Below are 26,713 nucleotides of genomic sequence, written 5' to 3' on the forward strand. Positions count from 1 at the left end.
GATGGATTTGGGGAAGGAACCCGCTGGAATCAGATTGACTTCGTTTGACAGAAAACTCGGGGAAAGCCTTGCGGATACTGGATTTCAGGCATAAAAAAAGACGTCGGTTGACGTCTATTTATATACTGTTGGTGCCGAAGGCCGGACTCGAACCGGCACGTATTTCTACGGTTGATTTTGAATCAACTGCGTCTACCGATTTCGCCACTTCGGCACGAAGTAGTACTTTGCGGAAAACGTGGTGGATTATACCTTTGTGCAGGATCGGTGCAACCCTAATCCGTCGTTTGACGTTGCGAACGTTGAAAAAATCGCCGTTAGTGCAGTTTTGGCCGGTTAATTCATGGCTGCAAGCGTGTTTTTGTAGAGTGGTGAAGGTGCTGCAGATAAAAACGGGCGAGCTATCGCAGCTCGCCCGTTGAGTAAATAGATGACGATTAGCGCCGTTTCAACAGCAGCATGATGCTGATGAACAGGAACAGAGCACTCGGCAACGAAGCTCCCAGCACCGGCGGAATGTGATACACCAGACTGAGCGGGCCAAAAATCTGATCCAGCACGTAAAACAGAAAACCGAAGCTAATGCCAATCACGATTCGCATACCGGCAGGTACACTGCGCAGCGGACCGAAGATAAACGACAGCGCCATCAGCATCATGACGGCCACAGACAGCGGCGCGAAAAGTTTACTCCACATATTAAGCTGATAACGGCTCGCCTCCTGCCCACTCTGACGCAGGTAATTGATGTAATCGTACAGGCCGCGGATAGAAAGCGCGTCAGGCTCCAGCGCCACAACGCCGAGCTTGTCCGGCGTCAGGTTGGTTTTCCATTCACCGCTGACGGTCTGGCTGCCGCCAATCTGCTTGCCGTCGCTCAGGTCGGACTCCTCAACCTGAGACAGTTTCCAGCCGCCATTCTCATACACGGCAGAGGCGGCATAGCGAACGGACAACAGTTTGTTTTGTTTGTCGAAATGATAAATGTTGACGCCCAGCAGTTCACTTTCTCCCGCTACCCGCTGGATGTAGACGAAATCATTGCCGTCTTTAGCCCACAAGCCACTTTGCGTCGATAGCATCGAACCGCCGTACATCATCTGTGAACGGTAGTTGCGCGCCATCTGCTCACCTGCCGGCGCCACCCATTCGCCAATGGCCATGGTCAGCAACACCAGCGGAATAGCGGTTTTCATGACGGAACCGGCAATTTGCAACCGGGTAAAGCCGGATGCCTGCATCACCACCAGTTCGCTGCGGGTCGCCAGCGTTCCCAGCCCCAAAAGTGCGCCGAGCAGCGCCGCCATCGGGAAAAAGATCTCGATATCTTTCGGTACGCTGAGCAACGTATAGAGCCCGGCGCCCATTACCGAGTAGCCGCCTTGCCCCACTTTGCGCAATTGATCGACAAATTTAATGATGCCGGAGAGCGACACCAGCATGAACAACGTCATCATGATGGTGTTGAAAATGGTTTTACCGATGTAGCGGTCCAGTACGCGAAACATCTCAGGCCGCTCCTTTTACTACTTTTGCTACTTTCAGGCTGGCGCGCAATTTACGCACCGGTACGCTATCCCACAGGTTCAGGATGACGGCAAGCGCAAGATAGACCAGGTTGGTCAGCCACATCCACACCATCGGGTCGAGCTTGCCTTTGCCGGCGTTAGATCGCAGCGAACTTTGCAGCAGGAAAAACACCAGATACAGCAGCATTGCCGGCAACATACTCAGCACCCGGCCCTGACGCGGGTTGACCACGCTCAACGGTACCACCATCACCGCCATCACCAGTACCGACAAAATCAGCGTTAACCGCCAGTGGAATTCGGCGCGGGCGGCAATATCCGAAGACTCCCACAACGTCTTCAAACTCATCTGTTCAACGTTGCTCGGGTCAACGGCGACCGGCTGATAACCAACGATAGCCTGATAATTGATAAAATCGGTGATACGAAAATCACGCAACATCGCCGTGCCTTCATAGCGGGTGCCTTTACTGAGCGTCACCACCTGAGAACCGTCGCCGCGCGCAGCGACAGTGCCGCGATCAGCTACGACCACCGACGGCCGGGTGTTCTCACGCGGATGTAATTGCGCCAGAAAAACCCGTTCAAAATCGCTGCCGTTCACCTTACCGACGAACAGCACCGAGTTGCCGTCCTGCGTCTGCTGGAACTGGCCTTCCGCCAGCGATGCCATGCCTGGGTTGGCTCGCGCTTGTGCCAGCACTTCATCCTGGTGACGCGACGACCAGGGGCTCAGCCACAAAACATTGGCGGTCGCCAGCGAAGCGGTCAGCAACGAAAGCAACAGCGCCGCCTTGAGCAACACGCTCTTACTCAGCCCACAGGCGTGCATGACGGTGATTTCACTTTCCGCGTAGAGCCGACCGAAGGTCATCAACAGCCCGAGGAACAGACTCAACGGTAAAATCAGCTGCGCCATCTGCGGCACGCCCAGCCCCAGCAGGGACAAAACCAGATTCGTCGGGATGTCGCCGTCCACGGCCGCGCCCAATATCCGCACCAGTTTCTGACAGAAAAAAATCAGTAACAGGATAAACAGAATGGCCACCTGGCTCTTGAAGGTTTCCCTTACCAGATATCGAATGATGATCACGCTTAATTACGCCTGTGAAAACTTGTATTTTTGCAGGAAAGCCGATAGTTTTTTCGCTAACTCGCCATTTACACTCATTTGTGGCAACCTTCGTAGCTAAAGCGTTATTAAAACATCCCTGTTTGTGGGATGTTTATCAGAACCTGCTGAGTATCCTCGCACAGATTCGCTACGTCGTTTAGATTAACACAGTTTATGTTAACGCAACGGCGGGAAAAGATTACGGAACGCCACATTCTAGCCGTAGATCCCACCGTTGTCTTTAAAGATTCAGGAGAGTTCATGGAGTTCAGCGTAAAAAGCGGTAGCCCGGAAAAACAACGCAGTGCCTGCATTGTCGTCGGCGTGTTTGAACCGCGTCGGCTGTCCCCTATCGCAGAACAACTCGATAAAATCAGCGATGGCTACATCAGTGCGCTTCTTCGCCGAGGCGAGCTGGAGGGCAAAGTCGGGCAATCCCTGCTTTTGCACCATGTGCCGAATATCCTTTCCGAGCGGATTTTGCTGATTGGCTGCGGTAAAGAGCGCGAGCTTGATGAGCGCCAATATAAGCAGGTTATCCAGAAAACCATCAACGCTCTCAATGAGACCGGTTCGATGGAAGCCGTCTGTTTTCTGACCGAATTGCATGTAAAAGGCCGCAACACCTATTGGAAAGTGCGTCAGGCGGTCGAAACCGCCAAAGAAACGCTTTATACCTTCGATCAGTTGAAGACGAATAAGGTCGAGCTGCGTCGCCCGCTGCGTAAAATGGTGTTCAACGTGCCGACTCGCCGCGAGCTGACATCCGGCGAGCGCGCCATCCAGCATGGTCTGGCAATCGCCTCCGGCGTCAAAGCGGCCAAAGATCTGGGCAATATGCCGCCGAACATCTGCAACGCCGCCTATCTCGCCTCGCAGGCGCGCCAATTGGCCGACGGTTACCATCAGGTAACCACCCGCGTCATCGGCGAACAGCAGATGAAAGAGCTGGGGATGAACGCCTACCTGGCGGTAGGGCAGGGTTCACAGAACGAATCGCTGATGTCGGTTATCGAATACAAAGGTAATCCGGATAGCGCCAGCAAGCCTATCGTGTTGGTCGGTAAGGGTCTAACCTTTGATGCCGGCGGCATCTCCATCAAACCCGCCGACAGCATGGACGAAATGAAGTACGACATGTGCGGTGCCGCTGCGGTTTACGGCGCCATGCGCGTGGCGGCGGAACTGGCGTTGCCGCTCAACATCATCGGCGTACTGGCAGGCTGTGAAAATATGGTGGATGGCCGCTCTTATCGCCCCGGCGATATTCTGACTACCATGTCCGGCCAAACGGTGGAAGTGCTGAATACCGATGCCGAAGGCCGTCTGGTGCTGTGCGATACCCTGACTTACGTCGAACGCTTCGAACCGGACGTGGTGATTGACGTCGCCACCCTGACCGGCGCGTGCGTCATCGCATTGGGTCACCATTTGACCGGGTTGATGTCGAACCATAATCCGCTGGCGCATGAACTGTTGGGCGCCGCCGAGCAGGCGGGCGACCGCGCCTGGCGTTTGCCGCTGGGCGATGAGTATCAGGAACAGTTGGACTCCAATTTCGCCGATATGGCGAATATCGGCGGCCGCCCCGGCGGCGCCATCACCGCCGCGTGTTTCCTGTCGCGCTTTACCCGCAAATACAGCTGGGCGCATCTGGATATCGCCGGCACCGCCTGGCGTTCCGGCAAGGCGAAAGGCGCGACCGGCCGCCCGGTAGCATTGCTGTCGCAGTTCCTGCTAAACCGTGCCGGGTTGAATGACGCCGAGTAATCATCGGCAATCGCCGCCGGTTGGCGGCGTATTCATTCCCTTCCAGCCCGATCCCCGCGTTTGCGGGGATTTGTTATTCTGTCTGTGACCTTCATCGGTATGCGGAGCATCATGAAAAACGCGACCTTCTATCTCATTGAGAGCGACCGCGTCAGCGGCGAACTGAGCGCTTGCGAAGCGCTCGCCTGTGATTTGGCGGCGGCGCGCTGGCGCGCCGGCCAGCGCGTGTTGATCGCCTGCGAAGACGAGCAACAGGCATTAAAGCTGGATGAAGCACTATGGCAACGCGAACCACACGCGTTCGTGCCGCACAATCTGGCGGGAGAAGGGCCGAGGCAAGGCGCGCCGGTGGAGTTGGCCTGGCCGCAAAAACGCGGCAATGCGCCGCGCGACCTGTTAATCAGCCTGATGCCGCAGTTCGCAGATTTTGCCACCGCTTTCCATGAAGTGATAGACTTCGTTCCTTACGAAGAATCTCTGAAACAGTTGGCGCGCGACCGCTATAAAGCCTATCGCAGCGTCGGCTTCCAATTGACCACGGCGACGCCGCCAACTCACTGACTTTTTGAGCATAATGGAAAAGACATACAACCCGCACGACATTGAGCAGCCGCTGTACGAGCACTGGGAAAAACAGGGCTACTTCAAGCCCAACGGCGACACCAGCAAAGAAAGCTTCAGCATCATGATCCCGCCGCCCAACGTGACCGGCAGCCTGCACATGGGCCATGCTTTCCAGCAAACCATTATGGACACGATGATCCGCTACCAGCGTATGCAGGGTAAAAACACCCTGTGGCAGGCCGGGACCGATCACGCCGGCATCGCCACCCAGATGGTCGTGGAACGTAAGATCGCCGCCGAAGAAGGCAAAACCCGCCACGATTACGGCCGTGAAGCGTTTATCGATAAAATCTGGCAGTGGAAGGCGGAATCCGGCGGCACCATTACCCGCCAGATGCGCCGACTGGGCAACTCGGTAGACTGGGAGCGCGAGCGTTTCACCATGGACGACGGCTTGTCCAACGCGGTGAAGGAAGTGTTCGTTCGCCTGTATCAAGAAGACCTGATCTACCGCGGCAAACGCCTGGTGAACTGGGACCCGAAACTGCGTACCGCCATTTCCGACCTGGAAGTGGAAAACCGCGACGTCAAAGGATCGATGTGGCATCTGCGCTACCCGCTGGCGGACGGCGCGAAAACCGCCGACGGCAAAGAGTATCTGGTGGTGGCGACCACCCGTCCGGAAACCGTGCTGGGTGATACCGGCGTAGCGGTAAACCCGGAAGATCCGCGCTATAAAGATCTGATCGGCAAGTTCCTGATCCTGCCGCTGGTCGGTCGCCGCATTCCGATCGTCGGCGACGAACACGCCGATATGGAAAAAGGCACCGGCTGCGTGAAAATTACCCCGGCGCACGACTTCAACGACTACGAAGTCGGCAAGCGTCACCAGTTGCCGATGATCAACATCCTGACGTTCGACGGCGATATCCGCCAGGAAGCGGAAGTTTTCAATACCAACGGCGAAGCCAGCACCGCCTACAGCAGCGACATCCCCGACGCGTTTCGCGGACTGGAGCGTTTCGCCGCTCGCAAAGCCGTGGTAGCCGCGTTTGATGAGCTGGGCCTGTTGGAAGAAATTAAAGCGCACGACCTGACCGTGCCCTACGGCGACCGCGGCGGCGTGGTGATCGAGCCGATGCTGACCGACCAGTGGTACGTTCGTGCCGGCGTGCTGGCTAAACCGGCGGTGGAAGCGGTGGAAGACGGCCGTATCCAGTTCGTGCCGAAGCAGTACGAAAACATGTACTTCAGTTGGATGCGCGACATTCAGGACTGGTGTATCTCTCGCCAGCTGTGGTGGGGTCATCGCATCCCGGCGTGGTACGACGATAACGGCAAAGTCTACGTCGGCCGTGATGAAGCCGAAGTGCGCCGCGAGAATAATCTGGCCGCGGATGTAGCGCTGCGTCAGGACGAAGACGTGTTGGACACCTGGTTCTCCTCCGGGTTGTGGACCTTCTCCACACTCGGCTGGCCGGAGCAAACCCCGGAGCTGAAAGCCTTCCATCCCAGCAGTGTGATGGTCAGCGGCTTCGACATCATTTTCTTCTGGATCGCCCGCATGATCATGATGACCATGCACTTCATCAAAGATGAAGACGGCAAGCCGCAGGTGCCGTTCCATACCGTGTATATGACCGGTCTGATCCGTGACGAGGAAGGCCAGAAGATGTCCAAATCCAAGGGCAACGTGATTGACCCGCTGGATATGGTAGACGGTATTTCGCTGGAAGCGCTGCTGGAAAAACGCACCGGCAACATGATGCAGCCGCAACTGGCGGAGAAAATCCGCAAACGTACCGAAAAACAGTTCCCGAACGGCATCGAACCGCACGGCACCGACGCCCTGCGCTTTACGCTGGCGGCGCTGGCCTCTACCGGCCGCGACATCAACTGGGACATGAAACGCCTGGAAGGTTACCGCAACTTCTGTAATAAGCTGTGGAACGCCAGCCGCTTCGTGCTGATGAACACCGAAGAACAGGATTGCGGCTTTAACGGCGGCGAGAAAGTGCTGTCGCTGGCAGACCGCTGGATTCTGGCGGAATTCAACCGCACAGTGAAAGCCTACCGTGAAGCGCTGGATAGCTACCGTTTCGATCTGGCCGCCAACGTGCTGTATGAGTTCACCTGGAACCAGTTCTGCGACTGGTATCTGGAACTGACCAAACCGGTGATGAACGGCGGCAGTGAAGCCGAACTGCGCGGCACGCGCCACACGCTGGTCACCGTACTGGAAGCATTGTTGCGCCTGGCGCACCCGATCATCCCGTTCATTACCGAAACCATCTGGCAACGGGTGAAGGTACTGAAAGGCGTGAGCGCCGATACGATTATGCTGCAGCCGTTCCCGGCTTTTGATGCCACGCTGGAAGACGAGCAAGCATTTAACGATCTGGAGTGGATCAAGCAGACGATCATCGCAGTGCGTAATATCCGCGCTGAAATGAACATCGCCCCCAGCAAACCGCTTGCCCTGCTGCTGCGCGATGCGTCCACCGATGCCACCCGCCGCGTGCAGGACAATCTCGGCTTTATTCAGACGCTGGCGCGTCTGGAGAGCATCACGCTGTTGCCGGCTGGCGACAAAGGCCCGGTTTCCGTTACCAAACTGGTGGATGGCGCCGAGTTGTTGATCCCGATGGCCGGCTTGATTGATAAAGTGGCCGAGCTGGACAGGCTGGCAAAAGAAGTGGCGAAGCTTGAAGTGGAAATCGGCCGCATCGACAGCAAGCTGTCCAACGACGGTTTTGTGGCGCGCGCACCGGAAGCGGTTGTCGCCAAAGAGCGTGAAAAACGTGACGGTTACGCCGCCGCCAAAGCCAAGCTGCTGGAGCAGCAGGCGACTATCGCCGCACTGTAATCAGTGCTACAGGCTAACGCCGGTTAAAGACGGCATTAGCCTGATTGATAGCGGTTTGATTGATAATGCTCTGATTAACATAAAAAAGCCCCGCCTGTTATCGCGGGGCTTTTTCTTTGATGTAACAACGCTAACGGCTATCCGGTACGGCTTACCGTGAACCGACCAGCGCAACGCGCGGCTGTGCTCTGCGGTTATCGTCCAGCCGGGGTTGGGGCTCGTTATCAAGGCGGAAACTGGCGATCGACTGCTGCAAATGCGTCACCTGTGCCTGCAACGAACTGGCGGCGCTCGCCACCTCCGCTACCAGGCCGGCGTTCTGCTGGGTTACGCCGTCCATCTGGCTAATGGCGATATTGATCTGTGAAATTCCCCGGCTTTGTTCACCGGAAGACAGCATGATCTCACCCATAATATCCACCACTTTGCGGACATCCGACAGAATCTCATCCATCGTCTTGCCGGCCACTTCCACCAGCCCGGCGCCTTTCTCGATACGGCTCAGCGAGTTATCGATCATGGTGCCGATCTCTTTCGCCGCCGTGGCGCTGCGTTGCGCCAGCGTACGTACTTCGGATGCCACCACCGCAAAGCCTTTGCCCTGCTCGCCCGCTCGTGCCGCTTCCACCGCCGCGTTCAGCGCCAGCAGGTTGGTCTGAAAGGCGATGCCGTCGATCACGCCGACGATATCGGAGATACGCGCCGAGCTCTGCTGAATGGAACGCATGGTATCGACGACTTCGGTGACCACATCGCCGCCGCGAGAAGCGGAATGCGAGGCTTTCTGCGCCAGATCGTTGGCTTTACGGGTGTTGTCTTCGTTGTTGCTGACCGTCGACAGAATCTGCTCCATACTGGCGGCAGTTTCATCTAATGATGCGGCCTGCTGTTCAGTACGGCTGGATAAATCGATATTACCGGAGGCAATCTCCTCAACGCCGACGCTGATGGCGTCAGTACCGTTGCGCACCGCCCGCACCATATTTTCCAGCCCGTCGCGCATATGCTGTACCGCGCCGAACAACTGAGCAATTTCGTTATTGCCGCGAATCTCAATGTTGGCGCGCAGGTCGCCTTGCGCAATCCGGCCAAACACGCTAATCGCCTGATTGAGCGGTTTCACCACCAGGTTGGTCAGAATCGACCAGGCCAGTGCCGCCAGTACCAGCGCACAGACAATCACCACCGACAAAATGAACTGCATACGGCTAACGCGTTCGTTCGAATCGCTGTACGCCTCGTCGATGCTCTGCCGCTTGTATTGCACCAGTTTTTTCGCCGCACCGTCAAAATCGGCGTACAACGTGGTGGACTTCCCGGCACGCTGGCGGTACTCATCCAGATTACCCGCCTCCAGCGCGGTGAACGCCGGGTTGATAAATTCATTCATCAGGGTGTCGCGCTTGGCCGCCATGTCGGAAGAAATGGCCCTTTCCTGCTCGTATTGCGGGTAAGTGAGGTACTCCTGCCATTTCTTACCGGCATCATCGATTTTGCCTCTGGCGCGCTTGAGAGCTACGGTAGCGGCGTCCTTGTCTCCTTTCCCCATCAGGGATTCGTACAGGCGTAAATCGAGACGGGCGCGTAATAGCAATTCTGAACTTTCATTCAACGCCACCAGCCCCGGCAGTACCACCGTATCCACATGTGCGAACGACTTATTCCCCGACTGAACGGCGACCAGCCCCAGCACGCCCACAACCAATGACAACGCGGCCAGAGAGAACACCATAATACTGAGCGTCGTACGGATCTTTATCTTACGAAACATAATTGTCCCTGCTGTTTGGTAATGAAAATGTTTGGCAATAAGAAACCATGAGCGTCAACTCACATATAAACCGCAACAAAAATGAAAAGGAATTATCATGAAAGGAAAGGGCCGACGTTATGGTGTTGTCATCATCGGCCCGATGCGGTTAATTCTGTTATTGATTACGGGGTGGAACCGCTGCCAAAAACTCACCCAATTTATTTTTGTAAAATTTCGCCGACATCATGGTGGCATGACCGCTGGTTTCCTTACTTGCCGGAATCAAAAACAATTCGGCACGCGGTATTTTCTTCAATTCACTTTCCAGTATTCCTGTTTCAATCGGATTACGCTCATCATCGGCCGAGTTAATCACCAACAACGGCGCCTTGATTCGGTTCAATTCCGGCGAAGCGTTATAATCCGCCGAGGAATTCCAGATATAAATAAAGTCGTTGGCGTCAGCCGTGACCGGTGCCGCCAGACGCTCGTCCACCAGTTTATCCGCCAGAGCGCGGGTCGGGGCCTTGTTCTGATAGGCCAGCGTACCGCCGGTGGTGGCGATGCTGAACATGATGTTCGCGGTCTGCAATGACGGCGGCTGCGTGGTGTAGTCACCGTTTTTCCATGCCGGATCGCGCTTGATGGTCTCAATCAGCATCCGGCGCAGCATCCAGTTACGGCCAGACAATTCATTCGGCTGCGATGCCATCGGCACCAGTGCATCCATCATGTCCGGGTATTTTTCACCCCACATCCAGGTATGCATCCCGCCCATCGAATATCCCATCACCAGACGCAAATGCGTAATACCGAGCCCTTCCGTCAACAGGCGATACTGTGCCAGCACCATGTCATCGTAATTATATTGCGGGAATTTAGTGCGCAGGCCGTCAGACGGTTTGGCGGATTTTCCCGAACCCATGCTTTCAGGAATAATGATGAAATACTTGCTGATATCCAGCGGCTGACCAGGGCCGAATAATTCCCCGCCGAAACCTGCCGCCAATAATGCGCTCACCGGCTGGTTCGTGCCGTGCAGCAATAATACCGCCGGCTTTTTACTGTCACCCAACGTGTAATAATGGATACGGAGATTATTGACGGTTTCGCCGGTATGGAATCGGAACTCAGGGGCGGCCCAGTTACCTTCTTGAGGTTGTAACGTTTGCGCGGTGGCAACAGGATAAAAAACGAACAAAAAAACCAGACCAGCCAGTCCAGACAACACACGGTTAACCATAGAACAACTCTTCCGTAATCATAGGCGGGGAGTTCGATGTTAATGTTTCCCGTAAAATATCCCAATAACGCTCGCTGACTAATGATTAAAAAAATAATTATATGCCGTCAATTTTAGTTATATCGGCACATAATTTAGCCTTAAAGAATAATCACAAAATAATCCGTGTCACCGTTCTGCTCGGGCACGCCATGCGTTGCATCATGGGTAGTATAAAGAGCGCCTGACGTTCCCTGCTGGTTGTCGATATTGTCGTCTGTGGACAAAGAAGTACAGAAATCAGGCGTCAAAACAGCATTGTTATTACAGCGATAATTGTCATCACAGCGATAAATGCAGGAACTGATTGAACTCACTGGCATCATACTCCGCGAACGCACCGCCGTTCACAAAACCGTGTTGACGATACAACGCCAGAGCCGGTTCAAACGCCGGGCCGCGGCCTGTTTCCAGACTCAGGCGCTGCAAGCCGCGTCGGCGCGCTTCATCCACAATATGCACCAACAGATGCGCGGCGACGCCCTGACGTAAGCACTGCGGGTGAGTACGCATGGACTTCAGCTCGCCATTGCCATCCGGCAACATTTTAAGCGCACCGATACCGGCTATCTGCTCGCCACGCCAGACGCTCCAGAACGTCATATCAGGCGCCTGTAAGCCGGATAGATCCAGCGCGAACACCTGATCCGGCGGTGAGTTTTCGTGCATTCCCGTCAAATGCAAAGCCACCAGAGACTTTGTTGCTTCACCCGTCAGATCATCAAGGCGGACAACCAGCGGTTCCTGTCGTGATGTATTGCTCATACTCTTCAACTCCGTAGCAAAAAAAGTTCAGGGGGTGCAGATAGCTATCAAATAACGCACCACGTCAGGGCCGGGATTATGGAAGCCGGACGCGCCATACAGCCGATAGCGCAGGCTGTCTTGTGGACCAAGCGTATGAATAACGCCTTCCAGCGTCATCACCAGTTGCCCTTCCAACACATACAGATGGTGCTCCAACCCGGCCAGCGGCGGCGCGTGATAGTCGATACGCACCCCGGCCGGCAGCTCGCCGTGGATCATTTCGGCACGAAAGCCGGCGGACGGCGGTGAGACCGAACGACGGATAAATCCAGTTTCCGGATCAATCCACACCGGCTGTTGCGCCGCGCTCAATTTTTGCGGCAGTTGAATTTCCACCTCGGCCAGCAGGCTCGACATCGTACAGCCGTATACCGCACATAAACGGCCCAGTAACACCGCCGTCGGGCTTGATTCCATGCGTTCCAGCCGGGATAACGTCGCCCGGCTGATGCCGCTGCTCTGCGACAGTTCGTCGAGCGACCAGCCGCGTTCACGACGCAGCGCCGCCAGCCGTTCGGCCAGCCGACGATCGGTTTCAGAAAGCCGGCCGGTTTCAGAAAAATGAGGTTCCATCACATCACCTGAAATATCAATTTAGATAAAAAATCTCACATATGAGAAACAAGATCAAGATCCGTACAAAGAGAAAGACGATGAAAATACAGCCCTCTGGCAACCGTGTGCTGTTTCACCACGCCAGGGTTGCGCTTTCCACGACACGCCGTTATCAATAACAGGGTTTTGAGACCACGCACCGGTACGTATAATCAACGGCGCGTATCATCGGAACACGTAAGCCAGCGGCGAACGTGTTCGATCTGACAGGATTTCGCCGACAAGAGTGAGCAACATGACAACTTCAGCGTCTACACCCCTGCTGACCCGCCCGATTACGGCCGCCGATAACGCGGCGATTGCCAATGTGATCCGCCGGGTTTCCGCTGAATTCGGCCTGACAGCCGACAAAGGGTATACCGTGTCCGACCCGCATCTGGACCAGTTGTTCGAACTCTACAGTCGCCCTGCCAGCGCTTACTGGGTGGTTGAGTGCAATGGCGAAGTGGTGGGAGGCGGCGGTCTGGCACCGCTATCCGGCGGTGAGCCGGATGTCTGCGAGTTACAGAAAATGTATTTTCTGCCGTTGGCGCGCGGCCAAGGCATCGCCCGGCAGTTGGCGGAACTGGCACTAACATTTGGCCAGGAGCAAGGATTTCGCCGTTGTTACCTGGAGACGACGGCGCACCTGACCAGCGCTATCCACCTGTATAAAAAGCTGGGGTTCGAGCCTATTGCGCACGCCATGGGCAACACCGGCCATGTGGATTGCGAAGTCAGGATGCTAAAGACGTTATAAAACACGTTGTGAATGCGCGGCCGCTCTCGCTGCACTGAAAACACATCGCCCGGCGATAGCCGGGCGACACATCAACTCAGAATCAATGACGCTTGCCGTCGTCATCCTCATCATAGAAGTCTTCGTCTTCACCGAACTCGTCGTCGTCTTCACCGTTCGGATCTTCGAAATAGGTGCCCCAGCCGTCATAGTTCACCCCATGACGTTCGGCCAGATCCAGCAGTTGCTCCACCTGTTGGTCGATAAGCTCGGCGTTCAGCGCCACTTCGCTAATCGCGTCACAACACATCAGCACCACGCCGTCTTCCATTTCCATCTCTTCGGCGTCAGTCACTTCATAACCCAGCTTGAACGCGTCTACCGCCACTTTTTCCAGTTCTTCAAACTTCTCGGCAGAGAAATGGTGTTCGATGGTGTAGAGCGCATCGGGATCGCTGCCGTCCTCCAGCAGTTCTTCGATGATCAGGCGGGTCTCTTCACGTTGTTCTTCCAGCAGTTCGCGGTTTGCCATGTCTCAGTCCTCATCAAAGCGGCAAATATGGCGGCTATTTTCCCACAGGCCAGCCTCTCTCTCCACCAGAAAGTTGAACTCAACACTTGAATTTGAATATTTACACATATAAAGTGAATTTTAATTCAACCATCAGTGTTGAGTCACATGGAGAAGACAACGATGAACCCGTTCTACAAGCGCCATTTTTTACGGCTGATGGATTTCACGCCCGCTGAAATCAGCAGCCTGCTGACTCTCGCCGCTACCCTCAAAAACAATAAGAAAAACGGCACCGAGGCCCGCCACCTGCAAGGCAAAAACATCGCACTCATCTTCGAAAAAGATTCGACCCGCACTCGCTGCTCTTTCGAAGTTGCTGCGTACGACCAGGGCGCCCAGGTCACGTATCTCGGCCCCAGCGGCAGCCAGATAGGCCATAAAGAATCGATGAAAGACACCGCCCGAGTGCTGGGCCGTATGTACGACGGCATCCAGTACCGCGGTTATGGTCAGGTGCTGGTGGAAACACTGGCGGAGTTTTCCGGCGTGCCGGTGTGGAACGGCCTGACCAACGAATTCCATCCAACCCAGTTGCTGGCGGATTTGTTGACCATGCAGGAACACCTGCCGGGTAAACCGTTGTCGGGCATGAAACTGGCCTATGTGGGCGACACCCGCAATAACATGGGCAACAGTATGCTGGAAGCGGCGGCCATCACCGGGCTGGACCTGAGATTAATCGCGCCGAAAGCCTGTTGGCCGGAGGCAGGTCTGGTGGCGGAGTGCCGGGCGGCGGCGGCCAAAACCGGCGGTTCGATTACGCTGACGGAAGACGTGGCGGCCGGGGTCAACGGCGTGGATTTTATCTACACCGATGTGTGGGTCTCGATGGGAGAGCCGAAAGAGGTGTGGCAACAGCGTATCGACCTGCTGCGGCCTTATCAGGTCAACGCCGCGATGATCGCCGCCACCGGCAATCCACACGTGAAATTTTTGCATTGCCTGCCGGCATTTCACGACGATCAGACCACCCTCGGCAAACAAATGGCCGAGCAGTACGGCCTGCACAACGGCATGGAAGTCACCAACGATGTGTTTGAGTCCGCCCACAGTATTGTGTTTGATCAGGCGGAAAACCGTATGCACACCATCAAAGCGGTAATGGTGGCGACGTTAAGTCAGAGCGTCGAGATGTAAACGACGGAAAGAGTGAGCCACATCCAATGACGATGTGGCTCAGCAATGGGCCGAATAACCTGAGTTATCGCTCCACTCGTTCACCCTGACACGGGTTACAGTTCCTCACCGTTTGAGGCAATCACCCGCTGATACCAGTAGAACGATTTTTTCGGCGTACGCGCCAGCGTTCCGGTGCCGTCATCGTGCTTGTCGACGTGGATGAAACCGTAGCGTTTAGCCATTTCGCCGGTGGTAAACGACACCAGATCGATACAGCCCCACGGCGTGTATCCCATCAGATCGACGCCATCTTCCCATACCGCCGCCTTCATCGCGTCAATATGGGAACGCAGGTAATCGATGCGGTAGTCATCCTGACACACACCGCTCGCATCCGGTTTATCCACCGCGCCCAGCCCGTTCTCCACGATAAACAGCGGCACTTCGTAACGCTCATACAACGTCGTCAGCGCATAACGCAGACCGGTCGGGTCTATCTGCCAACCCCAGTCGCTGGCTTTCAGGTGCGGGTTAGGAATCGAATGTTCGGAGCTGCCGTCCATGCTGGCATCGATGCGGTTCTGCACATCGTGTTTCACCACATTCGACATGTAATAGCTAAAACCGATGTAATCCGCTTTGCCTTCCCGCAAAATCCGCTCGTCTTCCGGCTCCATGTGGATCTGGTAGCCTTTGAGTGCCCATTCACGCCGGGCATACGCCGGATAGTGGCCGCGCACCTGCACGTCGGTAAAGTAAAAGCGGTCATGCATCGCTTGCGCCGCCAGCATCACGTCTTCCGGATGGCAGGAATACGGGTAGTAAGGCAAAAATGCGCACATGCAACCCACTTTGATATCCGGATTGATGTCATGCGCTTTTTTCACGATCAACGCGCTGGCGACAAACTGATGATGCACCGCCTGATACATCGCTTCTTCCGGCTGCGCTTTCTGCGGGAATTTCACCCCGGAACACATCCAGCCGAAAATTTCGGCCGATACATTCTTCTGGTTGTTAATCTCGTTGAACGTCATCCAGTATTTCACTTTGTGCTGATAGCGCGCGATCACCGTGTCGGCGAAATGCACAAAGCAATCCAGCGTTTTACGGCTCATCCAACCGTCGTACTGCTGTACCAGATGCAGCGGCATCTCGAAGTGGCTGAGAGTCAGCACCGGTTCAATACCGTGTTTGAGCAGTTCGTCGATCAGGTCATCGTAAAACTTCAGCCCCGCTTCACACGGCTCCGCTTCATCGCCGTTGGGGAAAATGCGCGTCCAGGCGATGCTGGTACGAAAACATTTAAAGCCCATTTCCGCAAACAGCGCGATGTCGTCTTTATAACGGTGGTAGAAATCGATGGCCTCGTGGTTCGGATAGGATTCGCCGGGAATAACCCCATCAGTGATGCGCCGCAATTTACCGTGTGCGCCGGCAGTGAGCACATCCACCACGCTGATACCTTTGCCGCCTTCATTCCAGCCGCCTTCCAGTTGATGCGCCGCTACCGCACCGCCCCATAAAAACCCTGCGGGTAATTGACTCATATTTTTTCCTCTCACAGAAACTGAAACCGGTTTCAGATTGCATCAACTTAAACCTCTCTGCAACCGGTTTCATAAACTCGTCAGGACAAATAACGGGGAACCGGGATACGGCCATATCAGGCAAAAGAAGGAGAGGAAATGGTACGGCGAGGAGCTCAACAACAGCGGGAGAGCGCATTGCGCACTCTCCCGCCAGGCGTGACGGCTTTCGGCAGTCGGGTTACCGCACCAGCGTAGCGTCGATTTTCACTACCGCCTTGCGTACATGCGCCGGCTCGCCGACGGCACACAGCGGTTTGTGCACTTCACCGGGGAAGAACACCACGAAGTCGCCGGTCTGCAGGATAACCTGTTTTTCCTGCTCGCCCGCCGGCAGGAACGCGATGTCCTTATCCGCCAGCCAGTCAACGTCCGGTTTACCCGCCGGCAGATTGCTGAAGGTCATGCCTTCGGTGCCGTTCAGCACAATCTGGATATCCAGGTATTTGGCGTGATACTCGGCCCGGCGCTTCTCGAACGGCTCGGTGCTATCGTTCGACACCAGCACAAACACCTTATTGCCGTCGATATCGTGCTTACCCAGCGGGGTATCGGCATTAATATGCTGCTTCACATATTCAATCGCCTCACGCAGTTTGGCAGGCAGATAGGGAACCAGCTCCAGATGGTCGACATTACCGATGATCATGATCGCTCCTTTAAATAAATAAACTGAAACAATGTTTTGATTCCTTATACTCCTGTCGGCCACAAGCCGCCAGCCGGCCGGCGTAAAAAAGTGATCCGGGCGATGCGTTTCAGCTTACGGTGAAACCCCCAGCCGCAACCGATTGCCCGCCGCGAAAAGAGCGTGTTTTTCTGCTTGAATTCACCTCTTCGGCGCGTATAATTCCGGACAATTTGCCGGGAGGGAACATGTCTAACGCTGCTGTTTTTGTGGGTGTCGCACCGCAACTGCCTGTTGGCAGCATGACGGCGTTTTTCCTTCCGTTGCCTGACCGATTTGTAAAAAAAGCCCCTCGTTGAGGGGCTTTTTTTTGCCTGTCGCCGCCAGCCATACCGTTTGTTTACCGGGCCTAACCGAGGGGAGCATTGCCACATGGTCAATCCGCTATATAAAAGACACATCATCTCAATCAACGATCTCAGCCGCGACGATCTGGAACTAACGCTCAAGGTGGCGGCGAGTCTGAAAGCGCATCCGCAGCCGGAACTGCTGAAGCACAAAGTGATTGCCAGCTGTTTCTTTGAAGCCTCCACCCGGACCCGCCTGTCGTTTGAAACCGCCATTCACCGGCTGGGCGCGTCGGTGGTCGGTTTTGCCGACAGCAACAACACTTCGCTCGGTAAAAAAGGCGAAACGCTGGCCGATACCATTTCGGTCATCAGCAACTATGTGGACGCGATTGTGATGCGCCACCCGCAGGAAGGCGCGGCACGGCTGGCGACCGAGTTCTCCGGCGGCGTGCCGGTGTTCAACGCCGGCGACGGCGCCAACCAGCACCCTTCCCAAACGCTGCTGGACCTGTTCACCATTCAGGAAACCCAGGGCCGTCTGAACAACATCAATATCGCCATGGTCGGCGACCTGAAATACGGCCGCACCGTCCATTCTCTGACCCAGGCGCTGGCCAAGTTCGACGGCAACCGCTTCTACTTTATCTCCCCGGATGCGCTGGCGATGCCGGATTACATCCTCAACATGCTGCAAGAGAAAAATATTCCCTACAGCCTGCATACCAGCATTGAGGAAGTGGTGCCGCAGTTGGATATTCTGTACATGACCCGCGTACAGAAAGAGCGGCTGGACCCGTCGGAGTACATCAATATCAAATCGCAGTTTATCCTGCGCGCCGCCGACCTCGGCAGCGCCCGCGACAATCTGAAAGTGCTGCATCCACTGCCGCGTATCGATGAAATCACCACCGACGTGGACAGCACGCCCTACGCCTACTACTTCCAGCAGGCAGGCAACGGTATTTACGCACGCCAGGCTCTGCTGGCGTTGGTTTTGAACAGCGAACTGGTTCTGTGAGAGAGGAGTACACAGCATGACTCACGACAATAAATTACAGGTAGAAGCCATCAAACGCGGCACCGTGATCGACCATATTCCGGCGCAGGTTGGCTTCAAACTACTGACGCTGTTCAAGCTAACCGCCACCGACCAGCGCATCACCATCGGCCTGAATTTGCCCTCCAACCATCTGGGCCGTAAAGATTTGATCAAGATTGAAAATATCTTTCTGACCGAAGAGCAGGCCAACCAACTGGCGATGTACGCGCCGCAAGCCACCGTCAATCAAATCGACAATTACGAAGTGGTGCGCAAGCTGCACCCGCAATTGCCGTCGCACATCGAAGGCGTGCTGACCTGCCCTAACAGCAACTGTATCAGCCGCAGCGAGCCGGTCAGTTCCTCCTTCGGCGTGAAACAACGTGGTGACGATGTGCAGTTGAAATGCAAATACTGCGAAAAAGAGTTCGAGCGTCAAGCGGTGCTGAACAGCTATTGATACCGGATTGCCGTCAGGAAAACGCCGCCATCGCGTTGCGGCATTGGCCTGACGGCGGGCTTTTTGGAATAATGCGGGAGTCGCATCGTTTCAGACATAATCAGGAGAAAATATGTCACGCATTATCAGTACGGAACAGGCCCCGGCCGCCATCGGCCCTTACGTTCAGGGCGTTGACCTGGGCAGCATGATCATCACTTCCGGCCAGATCCCGGTAGACCCGAAAACCGGTCTGGTGCCGGACGACGTTACCGCGCAGGCTCGCCAGTCGCTGGAAAACGTGAAAGCGATTGTGGAAGCAGCCGGTCTGAAAGTGAACAACATCGTCAAAACCACCGTGTTCGTGAAAGATCTGAACGACTTCGCCACGGTGAACGCCGCCTATGAAGCCTTCTTCACCGAGCACAACGCGCCATTCCCGGCCCGCTCCTGCGTGGAAGTGGCTCGCCTGCCAAAAGACGTGAAAATCGAGATCGAAGCTATCGCGCTTCGCGGTTAAGATCCAACCGGCATCGCAGCAGCAATAACGACGGATTGCGAATGTCGTTATTGTTAAATGACGAACCCCGATTAATACCGGGGTTTCGTTTATCTGGTGGTTTTAGGTTACATCCTGCAATGCATTTCATATTTTGATTAAAACAGCAACCCCTTCTTGCCAAGTTCAAGAATGGTTTGTTTCGGGAGCGAAAATTTTTTAACTACCTAGCTACAAATGAATTCCTTTATCATCTACAGTGATGAGCGTGTACCTTTTCGCTCCCTTTACCTCTTGACTAACGGGATATGTACTAAAATATATTCCCTTACCACCGCATTTACGTGATGGAAAAACAGTCACACTGACAGTGCTGTTTAATTTTAATGGATAGAACTGTCGCTTATCTTTAGGTAATACATCTGTTTGACCATATTGATTATCATTTTTAGTATAATAAACTCTCGCGCAAAAACCAGTAGAATCATTTTGAAGATATATCGGATTAGATAATGGACCGAACTCATTATTATTGGAAAATGAACTCGTTACGTCGAGCAGCATTGAGAGCGAGAAAAAAATAATTATGTTATGGAGCTTTTTCATGTCATTGACCTCATATGAAAATGGAGAGTAATCAAATAAATGATGATACATCCCTATAATCCTGAGGTTGAGATTTAATAAAGAGATAAAATCGTGTAGGCAGTACTTCCGGAAGTTAATGTAATCATAATAAAGCGTGCAATAGCAATCAGAGAGGTTCAATAAGAAAAATCCTAATAAATTAAATGACTCATATACCCAAAATAATTCGAGTTACAGGAAGACGGCAACTGAGTGACAAATTCGTCGGGAACGATTTGACCAGCCAACGGCTGGCCTCTGGTGAGAGACAGGATGTCTCTCATTTCATCCCCGGGAGCTTACTCAAGTAAGTGACTGGGGTGAGCGACAAATCTGCCGGGAGCAGATTTGAACGCAGCTTGCTGCGGCCCGTAGGGCGAGGCCCAGGGAGGGGCCGAGTAATAAAGCCAACGCACCTGCAACGTGAAGTATGACGGGTATATAATATATAGCAATGTTCTTTCCAACCCATAGCGAACACAGCAAGAGAGTAATTAGCGCATTTAATTGGAGTCAAACAATATACAGACAACTGCAACGTACATTGAACAGACAAATCAATTTCCCGGCGAGGAAAGTAAACCTGAGCGTACAGGAAATTTATGGCAAGACAATAACCTTCCGGCCACCCGGAATAATGAACATGGTGGAGATTAAATAAGTAACACTCTCTAATGATTACTTACGCCAGAACAACAGCTATTAATGAATAATGCAGAAATAAAAAATCATGACGACTTCTTGTGCATACTTACCATTTAAGCGATATGCCCGAATAATTCGAATGCTCTGCCGTACCGCCATACGTTTAAGTGACGGCACAGCAGATTTTTTATTTATCTTTATGGTTTTATGATGGTTTCTATACGGGTGGCCATGCCTAGCAGATAGCGGTCTCTTCCACGCAGGGCATCAAAACTAAGCCCCACAGGTAATGTGCCTTCTGGCGCAACCGGAAGTGTAATAGAAGGCATCGCCGCATTGCTGGCTAAATCGGTATTACGAATAAGCTCAGCAAACAATTCCGGCCGTCCAGTCTGGCTCAGGTGTGGAACCTGACGTGGAACCGTAGGATATGCCAGCATATCAACGCCGTAAGTACTGAACAGCGTATCCATATCCAGTCTCAACCTGCCAATATTTCTGACCACAGAGACGTAATCAGCAGGAGAAATACGACCGCCCACCAAATGTTCCTGGATTATCTTGTGGACATTTTTGTCACTGATGTTATCAAACACTGTGGCAATCCTGTTTTCCCATCCCAAAGATAATAGCGTGCGAGGAAAATCGATGAAAAACTCATAAATCGGGAGCGTAAACGTTATTGTTTGATTAAGAGAAAAAACCGCCGCATCATCCACGTCTACACATTCAAACCCAGCGAGAATCAGTTGGTTAATAGCATACCGGCAATGAGTCATAACATCATCATCCAGCTCGGACCACATAGAAAGCGGGAGACCTATCCGGCAGGGAAAATGACCTTGCTCTGTGGGAGAGACATCATCACTGGAGAGATGTGTATATAAAAAATGGGCATCACTTGCCGTACGGGTAATCAGGCCAGGAGAATCTTTTGTGTGAGAAACAGGGATTATACCGGACGATGACCAATGCCCGCTGGTAGGCCTGAAACCGGTAATACCGCAGAAAGAGGCCGGTATTCTTGCGGAACCGCCGGTGTCCGTTCCGATCGCCACCGGCACAATACCGGCCGCCACTGCGGCGGCACAACCGCTGCTGCTGCCGCCAATAGAATATCCGGGCGCAGAGGGGTTCTCGACCGCTCCCCAGTAAGGCTCGCAAGATGTGACGCCAAAGCACAGCTCATTCATATTGTTCTTACCGGCAACAACCGCGCCCAGTGATTTCAGTTTCCGGACGATAGCAGCGTCATGAGTGGCGATACAATCCGCCATTCCTTGTGTACCAACCGTAACCGGAAGCCCGGCAACACAAATATTGTCCTTAAAAGAAACCGGGATACCATACAGCGGCCCGCCTTTATGAACATCCTTCACCTTTTCGAATTGCTCTTCGGCATCATCAATTCGGATAAAGCAATTCAAATGACGCTGTTGCGCTTCGGCATTGAGCGCTTGCTGCCGAATGTCGGCGGCTGAAACTATACCGCGACGTAAATCACTGCACAGTGACTCAAGGGTATATTCTGAATACATACATATCCTCCTATGCGTCGATTAACCATGCCACTCTTGCAATTGAAACCTTGGGCTGTATTTCTCAACTATTCCAGACACAACCTAATAGCAGTAAGCACTGTGCATATCATCCAGCGGATTCCCCACTAAAAGCGCTCCTCCTGAACTGCGTATAACGGCACAGGCACTGTTCAGGGCCGTCTGCATAGCACCTTCAATCCACCCGCCCGTGAAAGAGCAACCACATCCCGCCAGATATAACCCTGTATCTTTTTCTGGTGTATTGGCATTCTTGAACTGAAAGAACAGACGCTGTGAATAAACATCCTCGCCAGGGTAGTTGAGTTTGAAGGCGCCGGCAGAATAAGGATCGACCAGCCAGTCATGGTGCAGAACATAACGTTCATAGTCGCCATCGGCAGGGATAAGGTGGCGGGCAAATTCCGGATTTATTTTGGCAAGATCATCAACAAGGTACTGACATCGCTGCTTTTTATCAGGGATAGACAACAGCTTATGAGCATCATCCTCCCAGGTGTAGCTCAGCAGAACTACCCCTGGGCCATCCGGGTTATCCGGTTCGTAGTCGAGACAATAGACACCCCGGATAAAACCATCAGACTGGATAGTGACGGGCAGAGAATCGTTGAGCCAAAACTTATTTCGCGTGAGCATAAACAGCTTTGACGAACCCGTCAGGTGTGTTTCTTTTACAGCACGCGATATGTCGTGTTCCAGAAAGGTCTCATCACCGGTCAGGCAGTGGACTATTTGCATGGTCCGGGTGCTGCTGGTAACAATCACACGGTCAAAGGTGTGTGTTTGTCCCTTGCCAGAGACAAGTTTTATTTCACCATCTTCTTTATATATTCGTTTTACTTCACTGAAACAGATATGCTCACTTAGGCGGGTATCGCCAATCTTCTGACTAACCAACCGCTCAGCCAACGTGGAAATTCCGCCAATAATCAGGCGCTGGTCATCCTCATAACCGTTGATGACTAATCGCAAAATTTCAGTAAACCCAGCCTGATAGACAGGCAGAAAACCGCCAGAACCGATCCCCAGCGAACCAAAAAGTTCAAAATCATCGGGGCGACGCCACGGGACGCCTCCCGGTGGGGTATGGCTGGTAAACATTGTGACCAGAGCAGAATAAAAAGAGTAATCACGAAATGCATCCAGCCAGGCTTGCCATGCCTTACGCGCCTTATCAAAACAATGTGACTTCAGCATGGCCGTTATGTCTCTTGGCGCAACAAGAGGCACACCATTGTGCAGGTAACCTTCATTGAGTAAAGCCACCCAGCCTTCATGTACACGGCTGAATAGTGAAGGCGGGGGATCACCTGCCGACCAAATATGGCGGACGCCACGATAATGCAGCTCAGTATCAACCACACCGGGATCGGGGAAAGACGTTGTGGTGGCAATATCAAGTTTATTCAGGTAATAAAAAAGGCAAGTTTCACTGGAGGGAAACCGCATGGCTCCCATCTCCGCGATGAGGTGCGGGTAGCGCGGGTCAAACGTCTGAGACCAGACCCTGCCGCCAATACGGCGATCGCGAGCCTCAAACAACGTAATATCTTTAACGCCGGCCCGCAGCAGCTCGGTCGCCGCCACCAGCCCGCTGATGCCAGCCCCTATAATGGCAACCCGCGGCGTAGGAATGCCAGGGGGAAAATAACCAATGCGGCCTTCGGCCTCACTGCATTGCAGGAAGGGAGCATAGTCATACAGCAGGTCAACACAAGGCACTGAATTGGCTAAAAATGAAGCAATATTTGACATATAACCACCCCAAAAAGTCAACAATTAATTTACTTTTTTATGATTAATATATTTTTATTATTAACAAATAAGATAAGTCTCAGGTCATGGTACGCAGTTGTAATATCTTATTTCACAGATAAACCGCTATTCAGGGCTGCTATGACCTCGCAGACTCTTGCTTCCTGGTTTGCCTGACACTGACGTACCATTAATTCTGGTCGGAGTTTGCTCGTTGCCTGGCTATGAGTTAGACGATAAAAAAACAAGATGCTATGTAGCAGCCTCTTCTGCCACCACACCAACGCAGGTTCACCACATCGAGACCTTCAGCCTCCTCTTACTTCGCCACCATCCGTAAAGCCTGGTCGGAAGGATTACTGAATACCTTTCGCCAACTGCCGCCGTTTCCGGCGCAAGGGTAAGGCAGACGCTATCGTCGGCGGAAGCGTAAAGATGACATATCTACCCTGACTCATTCGGGTTACCGTAATGAGTTAGGGTATAAAACCGCCCAAGGCACGATTCATTCCTTTATAAATTTCAGAAAGGGTATTTTTTATAAAATGCTACTCTTTCCTTATAGGCCTTAACCATACATTCATTATATGCAATAGAGTATGCTGGCGAATCTTTAATATTTAGCAATCCTTCCGCCTTACATTCACTAACACTATATTTCTCCCAGAATACTTTCGCCTCATCAATGGAGGCGATAAAATCATCATAGTTGGCCAAATCGTCACGATGAATGTTTTTTATAAAGTCATGATATATAATATTATATTTTTCAGCCTCTTTATGAGACAGCAGCTCCATACAACTCTGAATATAGGCTGTCACCTTTTTGTCATAGCAGGATTGAATCTCATTTGCTTGAGATGAAAATGATAAAGGAAGCATTAAAAGCAAAAAAATTATTTTCCTAACCATACCCACCTACTTATATAAACGAAATACATCACATTACATATCTCTAAAGTAATCACCATACAGAGATATCCTTATAGTAGGGTAAACCCACCATCGACAAGGCTTTATAATTTTCTATGACCCAAACGACCTGTCTATCAAGTACACGTTGTTAACCTCAACGAATTCGTCATCAAAATAAGCATGAGTGATACTCATATGTTTACACTGATATCCTTCGAAATCATCTTTACAGAAATGACTTTCAATAAAATCGCAGTCATTTGATTTACCTTTAAGCTTAATGTTATCTAAGTAATTATCTTTAAAGAAAAAATTTAAATTATCATTATAATGAAAAACATCCCCAACTCTGACAAGGACAACACCAAAATAATTTCCGTGCATTATCTTATCAATATCACCACGTCTCACCTTAATTGAAAAAATTTCACCAACAACCCTGCGCAACCATTTATTTTCAAAACCAGAACCAATTTTTATTGGGTTAACACTTCGAATCACAGAATGAGCGAATTCTTCCTCACTGAAGTTGAAATCCTTTAAAAAAAAGTAACAAATAGAGATAATCAATTTATCACGAATTTCAAAAATTCTTTTAAAATTCTTATGTTTTTTATCCAACCCAGGTGTCATATGCGCAATGTCATCTCTTATTTTTTTTATTTCATGAAAATCACTACTATTTAATCCAATAGCTTTTTTCGCGCTAAAATCCATACTATTCATAAATCTAACATAACGATCTTGAAGCGTCATATTTCTGCTGCTAAATATCATCAATTTATCTTTTATTCTCAAATACTCTTCTCTGTCTCTAGTACTTTCAAAGTGTAAATCTGGATCAAGATTAGAAATAATTTCATTTAATTTATGCCTCAGAGAGTTAGGCAACTTATTATTTTTCTCAGTAACTTTACTGGCAAGGTAAGCATCAAATATGCTAACAAACCCTAAAACATCGAATTCCCAATAACCGTCATACGATAGCATACCGCTAAATCTTGGACATAGCCGTTTAAAATCAACATTAGAATAAGCACCATTGAATATCTTAGCCCATAGACTACCATCTAACATGCTCAGATTTAGAAAAGAGCTTACCCAATTATACTTATCTTCTTTATCCACTTCTAATTTATCAGAGAGAAAATAGAAAGGATACTTTTTTTCCTTACCATCATCTTCAGATATTAACCAAACATAGCTAATATCTAAACGCAGAAGCGTGAGCGTAGAAAAAAGGCTACAAATGAAATTAACTTGTCTATCTACATCAGGAATTTCAAAATACTCAACGGCATCCAATCTAATAATATGTCGCTGAAGAACATTAACAGAATAACCATCAATATTTTTTATATTAGAGAAAACATCCCATCTATCGTAAACTCTTTTTACTTCATCGTGATCTTCAATAGACACATCAAAGTTATTTACATTACAGGGGACACAATACCCTTCCTCACAAAACGCCCCAGAATAACTAACACCATTTATCACACAGTGCAGACTATTTATATTTAACTCAACAGCAGTTATCTTTATCTCATCCGTTAGCCCGACAACGATATATTCCGCATAAATTTTATCACCATACAGAGAACATTGACCCAAATAAAAACGATTATATCCATCATAACATGAGATAACATCTTGAGACTTGAAAATTACTTTGTTTATCTTAAAACCATTATTAAGAGAAAATGAAATATCACTTCTTTTACCAAATTTAAGAACACCATGATAGACATTACCATTCCACTCAAAATAAGCTGGAGATGAAAATTCAGAATCGAAGCTAAACTCATTCATTATTTAACCACACCATTAAATGAAATAACATTTCACTTATAATTGATAGAAAGTAAAATATAGATTTTAAAGAAAAGCATACACTGAATTCTGTCAAGAAAATCAATGTTAGTTTCCCATATGTGAATACCGGACAAACAGCATG

At 51.6% G+C, this 26,713-nt stretch carries 22 protein-coding genes, 1 tRNA gene and 1 pseudogene; 9 read left to right on the forward strand and 15 right to left on the reverse strand.

Annotated features, from left to right (window positions below; all coding sequences use genetic code 11):
• Positions 1 to 129 precede the first annotated feature (129 nt).
• The 3 genes from FDP13_RS09760 to lptF all read right to left on the reverse strand — a co-directional run bounded on the left by FDP13_RS09760 (position 130) and on the right by lptF (position 2,622).
• Positions 130 to 214 (reverse strand) — tRNA-Leu (locus tag FDP13_RS09760).
• Between the two features lie 223 nt (positions 215 to 437).
• A complete protein-coding gene (gene lptG, locus FDP13_RS09765) occupies positions 438 to 1,508 on the reverse strand; it encodes an LPS export ABC transporter permease LptG (RefSeq protein ID WP_015848033.1) in 1,071 nt (356 codons plus the stop codon).
• Between the two features lies 1 nt (position 1,509).
• Positions 1,510 to 2,622 (reverse strand): LPS export ABC transporter permease LptF, encoded by a 1,113-nt coding sequence (gene lptF, locus FDP13_RS09770; RefSeq protein ID WP_027713288.1) that lies wholly within the window; start codon positions 2,620 to 2,622, stop codon positions 1,510 to 1,512.
• A gap of 282 nt (positions 2,623 to 2,904) precedes the next feature.
• On the opposite strand from lptF, the gene pepA reads away from it, so the two are divergent.
• The 3 genes from pepA to FDP13_RS09785 all read left to right on the forward strand — a co-directional run bounded on the left by pepA (position 2,905) and on the right by FDP13_RS09785 (position 7,843).
• Positions 2,905 to 4,413 carry a leucyl aminopeptidase gene (pepA, locus tag FDP13_RS09775; RefSeq protein WP_015848035.1) on the forward strand — a complete coding sequence of 503 codons (1,509 nt, stop codon included), beginning with the start codon at positions 2,905 to 2,907 and terminating at the stop codon, positions 4,411 to 4,413.
• A 111-nt stretch (positions 4,414 to 4,524) separates the two neighbouring features.
• On the forward strand, positions 4,525 to 4,974 hold the full coding sequence (locus tag FDP13_RS09780) for a DNA polymerase III subunit chi (RefSeq protein WP_015848036.1): 450 nt from the start codon (positions 4,525 to 4,527) through the stop codon (positions 4,972 to 4,974).
• Between the two features lie 13 nt (positions 4,975 to 4,987).
• Positions 4,988 to 7,843: a valine--tRNA ligase gene (locus FDP13_RS09785; protein WP_143839330.1), complete on the forward strand. Its 2,856-nt coding sequence runs from the start codon at positions 4,988 to 4,990 to the stop codon at positions 7,841 to 7,843.
• A 151-nt stretch (positions 7,844 to 7,994) separates the two neighbouring features.
• Here the strand turns inward: FDP13_RS09785 and FDP13_RS09790 are convergent, their stop codons facing one another.
• From FDP13_RS09790 to FDP13_RS09805, 4 genes are all read right to left on the reverse strand, one after another.
• Positions 7,995 to 9,614: a methyl-accepting chemotaxis protein gene (locus FDP13_RS09790; RefSeq protein WP_015848038.1), complete on the reverse strand. Its 1,620-nt coding sequence runs from the start codon at positions 9,612 to 9,614 to the stop codon at positions 7,995 to 7,997.
• Positions 9,615 to 9,771: 157 nt separating this feature from the next.
• The gene (locus FDP13_RS09795) at positions 9,772 to 10,839 is read right to left on the reverse strand and encodes an alpha/beta fold hydrolase (RefSeq protein WP_033576653.1); all 1,068 of its coding nucleotides are present in this window, start codon (positions 10,837 to 10,839) and stop codon (positions 9,772 to 9,774) included.
• Between the two features lie 321 nt (positions 10,840 to 11,160).
• Entirely contained in the window at positions 11,161 to 11,643 is a 483-nt protein-coding gene (locus FDP13_RS09800) for a GNAT family N-acetyltransferase (RefSeq protein ID WP_143839331.1), read from the reverse strand.
• A gap of 27 nt (positions 11,644 to 11,670) precedes the next feature.
• The gene (locus tag FDP13_RS09805; protein ID WP_143839332.1) at positions 11,671 to 12,258 is read right to left on the reverse strand and encodes a helix-turn-helix domain-containing protein; all 588 of its coding nucleotides are present in this window, start codon (positions 12,256 to 12,258) and stop codon (positions 11,671 to 11,673) included.
• A gap of 277 nt (positions 12,259 to 12,535) precedes the next feature.
• Between FDP13_RS09805 and FDP13_RS09810 the strand changes: the two genes are divergently transcribed.
• On the forward strand, positions 12,536 to 13,039 hold the full coding sequence (locus FDP13_RS09810) for a GNAT family N-acetyltransferase (protein WP_143839333.1): 504 nt from the start codon (positions 12,536 to 12,538) through the stop codon (positions 13,037 to 13,039).
• Between the two features lie 82 nt (positions 13,040 to 13,121).
• Here FDP13_RS09810 and rraB read toward each other — a convergent pair whose 3' ends face one another.
• Entirely contained in the window at positions 13,122 to 13,550 is a 429-nt protein-coding gene (gene rraB / locus FDP13_RS09815) for a ribonuclease E inhibitor RraB (RefSeq protein ID WP_015848045.1), read from the reverse strand.
• A 162-nt stretch (positions 13,551 to 13,712) separates the two neighbouring features.
• Between rraB and argF the strand changes: the two genes are divergently transcribed.
• Positions 13,713 to 14,729, forward strand: a complete 1,017-nt coding sequence (gene argF, locus FDP13_RS09820; protein ID WP_143839372.1) for an ornithine carbamoyltransferase — start codon at positions 13,713 to 13,715, stop codon at positions 14,727 to 14,729.
• A 95-nt stretch (positions 14,730 to 14,824) separates the two neighbouring features.
• On the opposite strand, the gene FDP13_RS09825 is transcribed toward argF, so the two are convergent.
• Positions 14,825 to 16,261, reverse strand: coding sequence for a 6-phospho-beta-glucosidase (locus tag FDP13_RS09825; protein ID WP_143839334.1), 1,437 nt, complete (start codon positions 16,259 to 16,261; stop codon positions 14,825 to 14,827).
• Between the two features lie 220 nt (positions 16,262 to 16,481).
• Positions 16,482 to 16,949: a YhcH/YjgK/YiaL family protein gene (locus FDP13_RS09830; RefSeq protein WP_015848048.1), complete on the reverse strand. Its 468-nt coding sequence runs from the start codon at positions 16,947 to 16,949 to the stop codon at positions 16,482 to 16,484.
• 411 nt (positions 16,950 to 17,360) lie between these two features.
• Between FDP13_RS09830 and pyrB the strand changes: the two genes are divergently transcribed.
• The 3 genes from pyrB (at position 17,361) to ridA (ending at position 19,276) form a co-directional block, all read left to right on the forward strand.
• The gene (pyrB, locus tag FDP13_RS09835; protein ID WP_013316087.1) at positions 17,361 to 18,296 is read left to right on the forward strand and encodes an aspartate carbamoyltransferase; all 936 of its coding nucleotides are present in this window, start codon (positions 17,361 to 17,363) and stop codon (positions 18,294 to 18,296) included.
• Positions 18,297 to 18,312: 16 nt separating this feature from the next.
• Positions 18,313 to 18,777 carry an aspartate carbamoyltransferase regulatory subunit gene (pyrI, locus tag FDP13_RS09840; protein ID WP_013316086.1) on the forward strand — a complete coding sequence of 155 codons (465 nt, stop codon included), beginning with the start codon at positions 18,313 to 18,315 and terminating at the stop codon, positions 18,775 to 18,777.
• A gap of 112 nt (positions 18,778 to 18,889) precedes the next feature.
• On the forward strand, positions 18,890 to 19,276 hold the full coding sequence (gene ridA / locus FDP13_RS09845) for a 2-iminobutanoate/2-iminopropanoate deaminase (protein ID WP_143839335.1): 387 nt from the start codon (positions 18,890 to 18,892) through the stop codon (positions 19,274 to 19,276).
• A 210-nt stretch (positions 19,277 to 19,486) separates the two neighbouring features.
• On the opposite strand, the gene FDP13_RS09850 is transcribed toward ridA, so the two are convergent.
• The 3 genes from FDP13_RS09850 to FDP13_RS09860 form a co-directional block, all read right to left on the reverse strand.
• Positions 19,487 to 19,912, reverse strand: coding sequence for a hypothetical protein (locus tag FDP13_RS09850; RefSeq protein ID WP_143839336.1), 426 nt, complete (start codon positions 19,910 to 19,912; stop codon positions 19,487 to 19,489).
• Positions 19,913 to 20,724: 812 nt separating this feature from the next.
• On the reverse strand, positions 20,725 to 22,065 hold the full coding sequence (locus tag FDP13_RS09855) for an amidase family protein (protein WP_143839337.1): 1,341 nt from the start codon (positions 22,063 to 22,065) through the stop codon (positions 20,725 to 20,727).
• An 84-nt stretch (positions 22,066 to 22,149) separates the two neighbouring features.
• Entirely contained in the window at positions 22,150 to 23,841 is a 1,692-nt protein-coding gene (locus FDP13_RS09860) for an NAD(P)/FAD-dependent oxidoreductase (RefSeq protein ID WP_143839338.1), read from the reverse strand.
• Positions 23,842 to 24,122: 281 nt separating this feature from the next.
• On the opposite strand from FDP13_RS09860, the pseudogene FDP13_RS21785 reads away from it, so the two are divergent.
• A pseudogene (locus tag FDP13_RS21785) lies at positions 24,123 to 24,245 on the forward strand (peptidase); the annotation flags it as partial.
• A gap of 118 nt (positions 24,246 to 24,363) precedes the next feature.
• On the opposite strand, the gene FDP13_RS09870 reads toward FDP13_RS21785, so the two are convergent.
• Both FDP13_RS09870 and FDP13_RS09875 read right to left on the reverse strand, forming a co-directional pair.
• On the reverse strand, positions 24,364 to 24,753 hold the full coding sequence (locus FDP13_RS09870; RefSeq protein WP_234424399.1) for a lysozyme inhibitor LprI family protein: 390 nt from the start codon (positions 24,751 to 24,753) through the stop codon (positions 24,364 to 24,366).
• A 114-nt stretch (positions 24,754 to 24,867) separates the two neighbouring features.
• A complete protein-coding gene (locus FDP13_RS09875; protein ID WP_143839339.1) occupies positions 24,868 to 26,568 on the reverse strand; it encodes a hypothetical protein in 1,701 nt (566 codons plus the stop codon).
• Between the last annotated feature and the right edge of the window lie 145 nt (positions 26,569 to 26,713).

It is taken from the genome of Dickeya sp. ws52, assembly GCF_007210685.1.
Lineage (GTDB): Bacteria > Pseudomonadota > Gammaproteobacteria > Enterobacterales > Enterobacteriaceae > Dickeya > Dickeya chrysanthemi.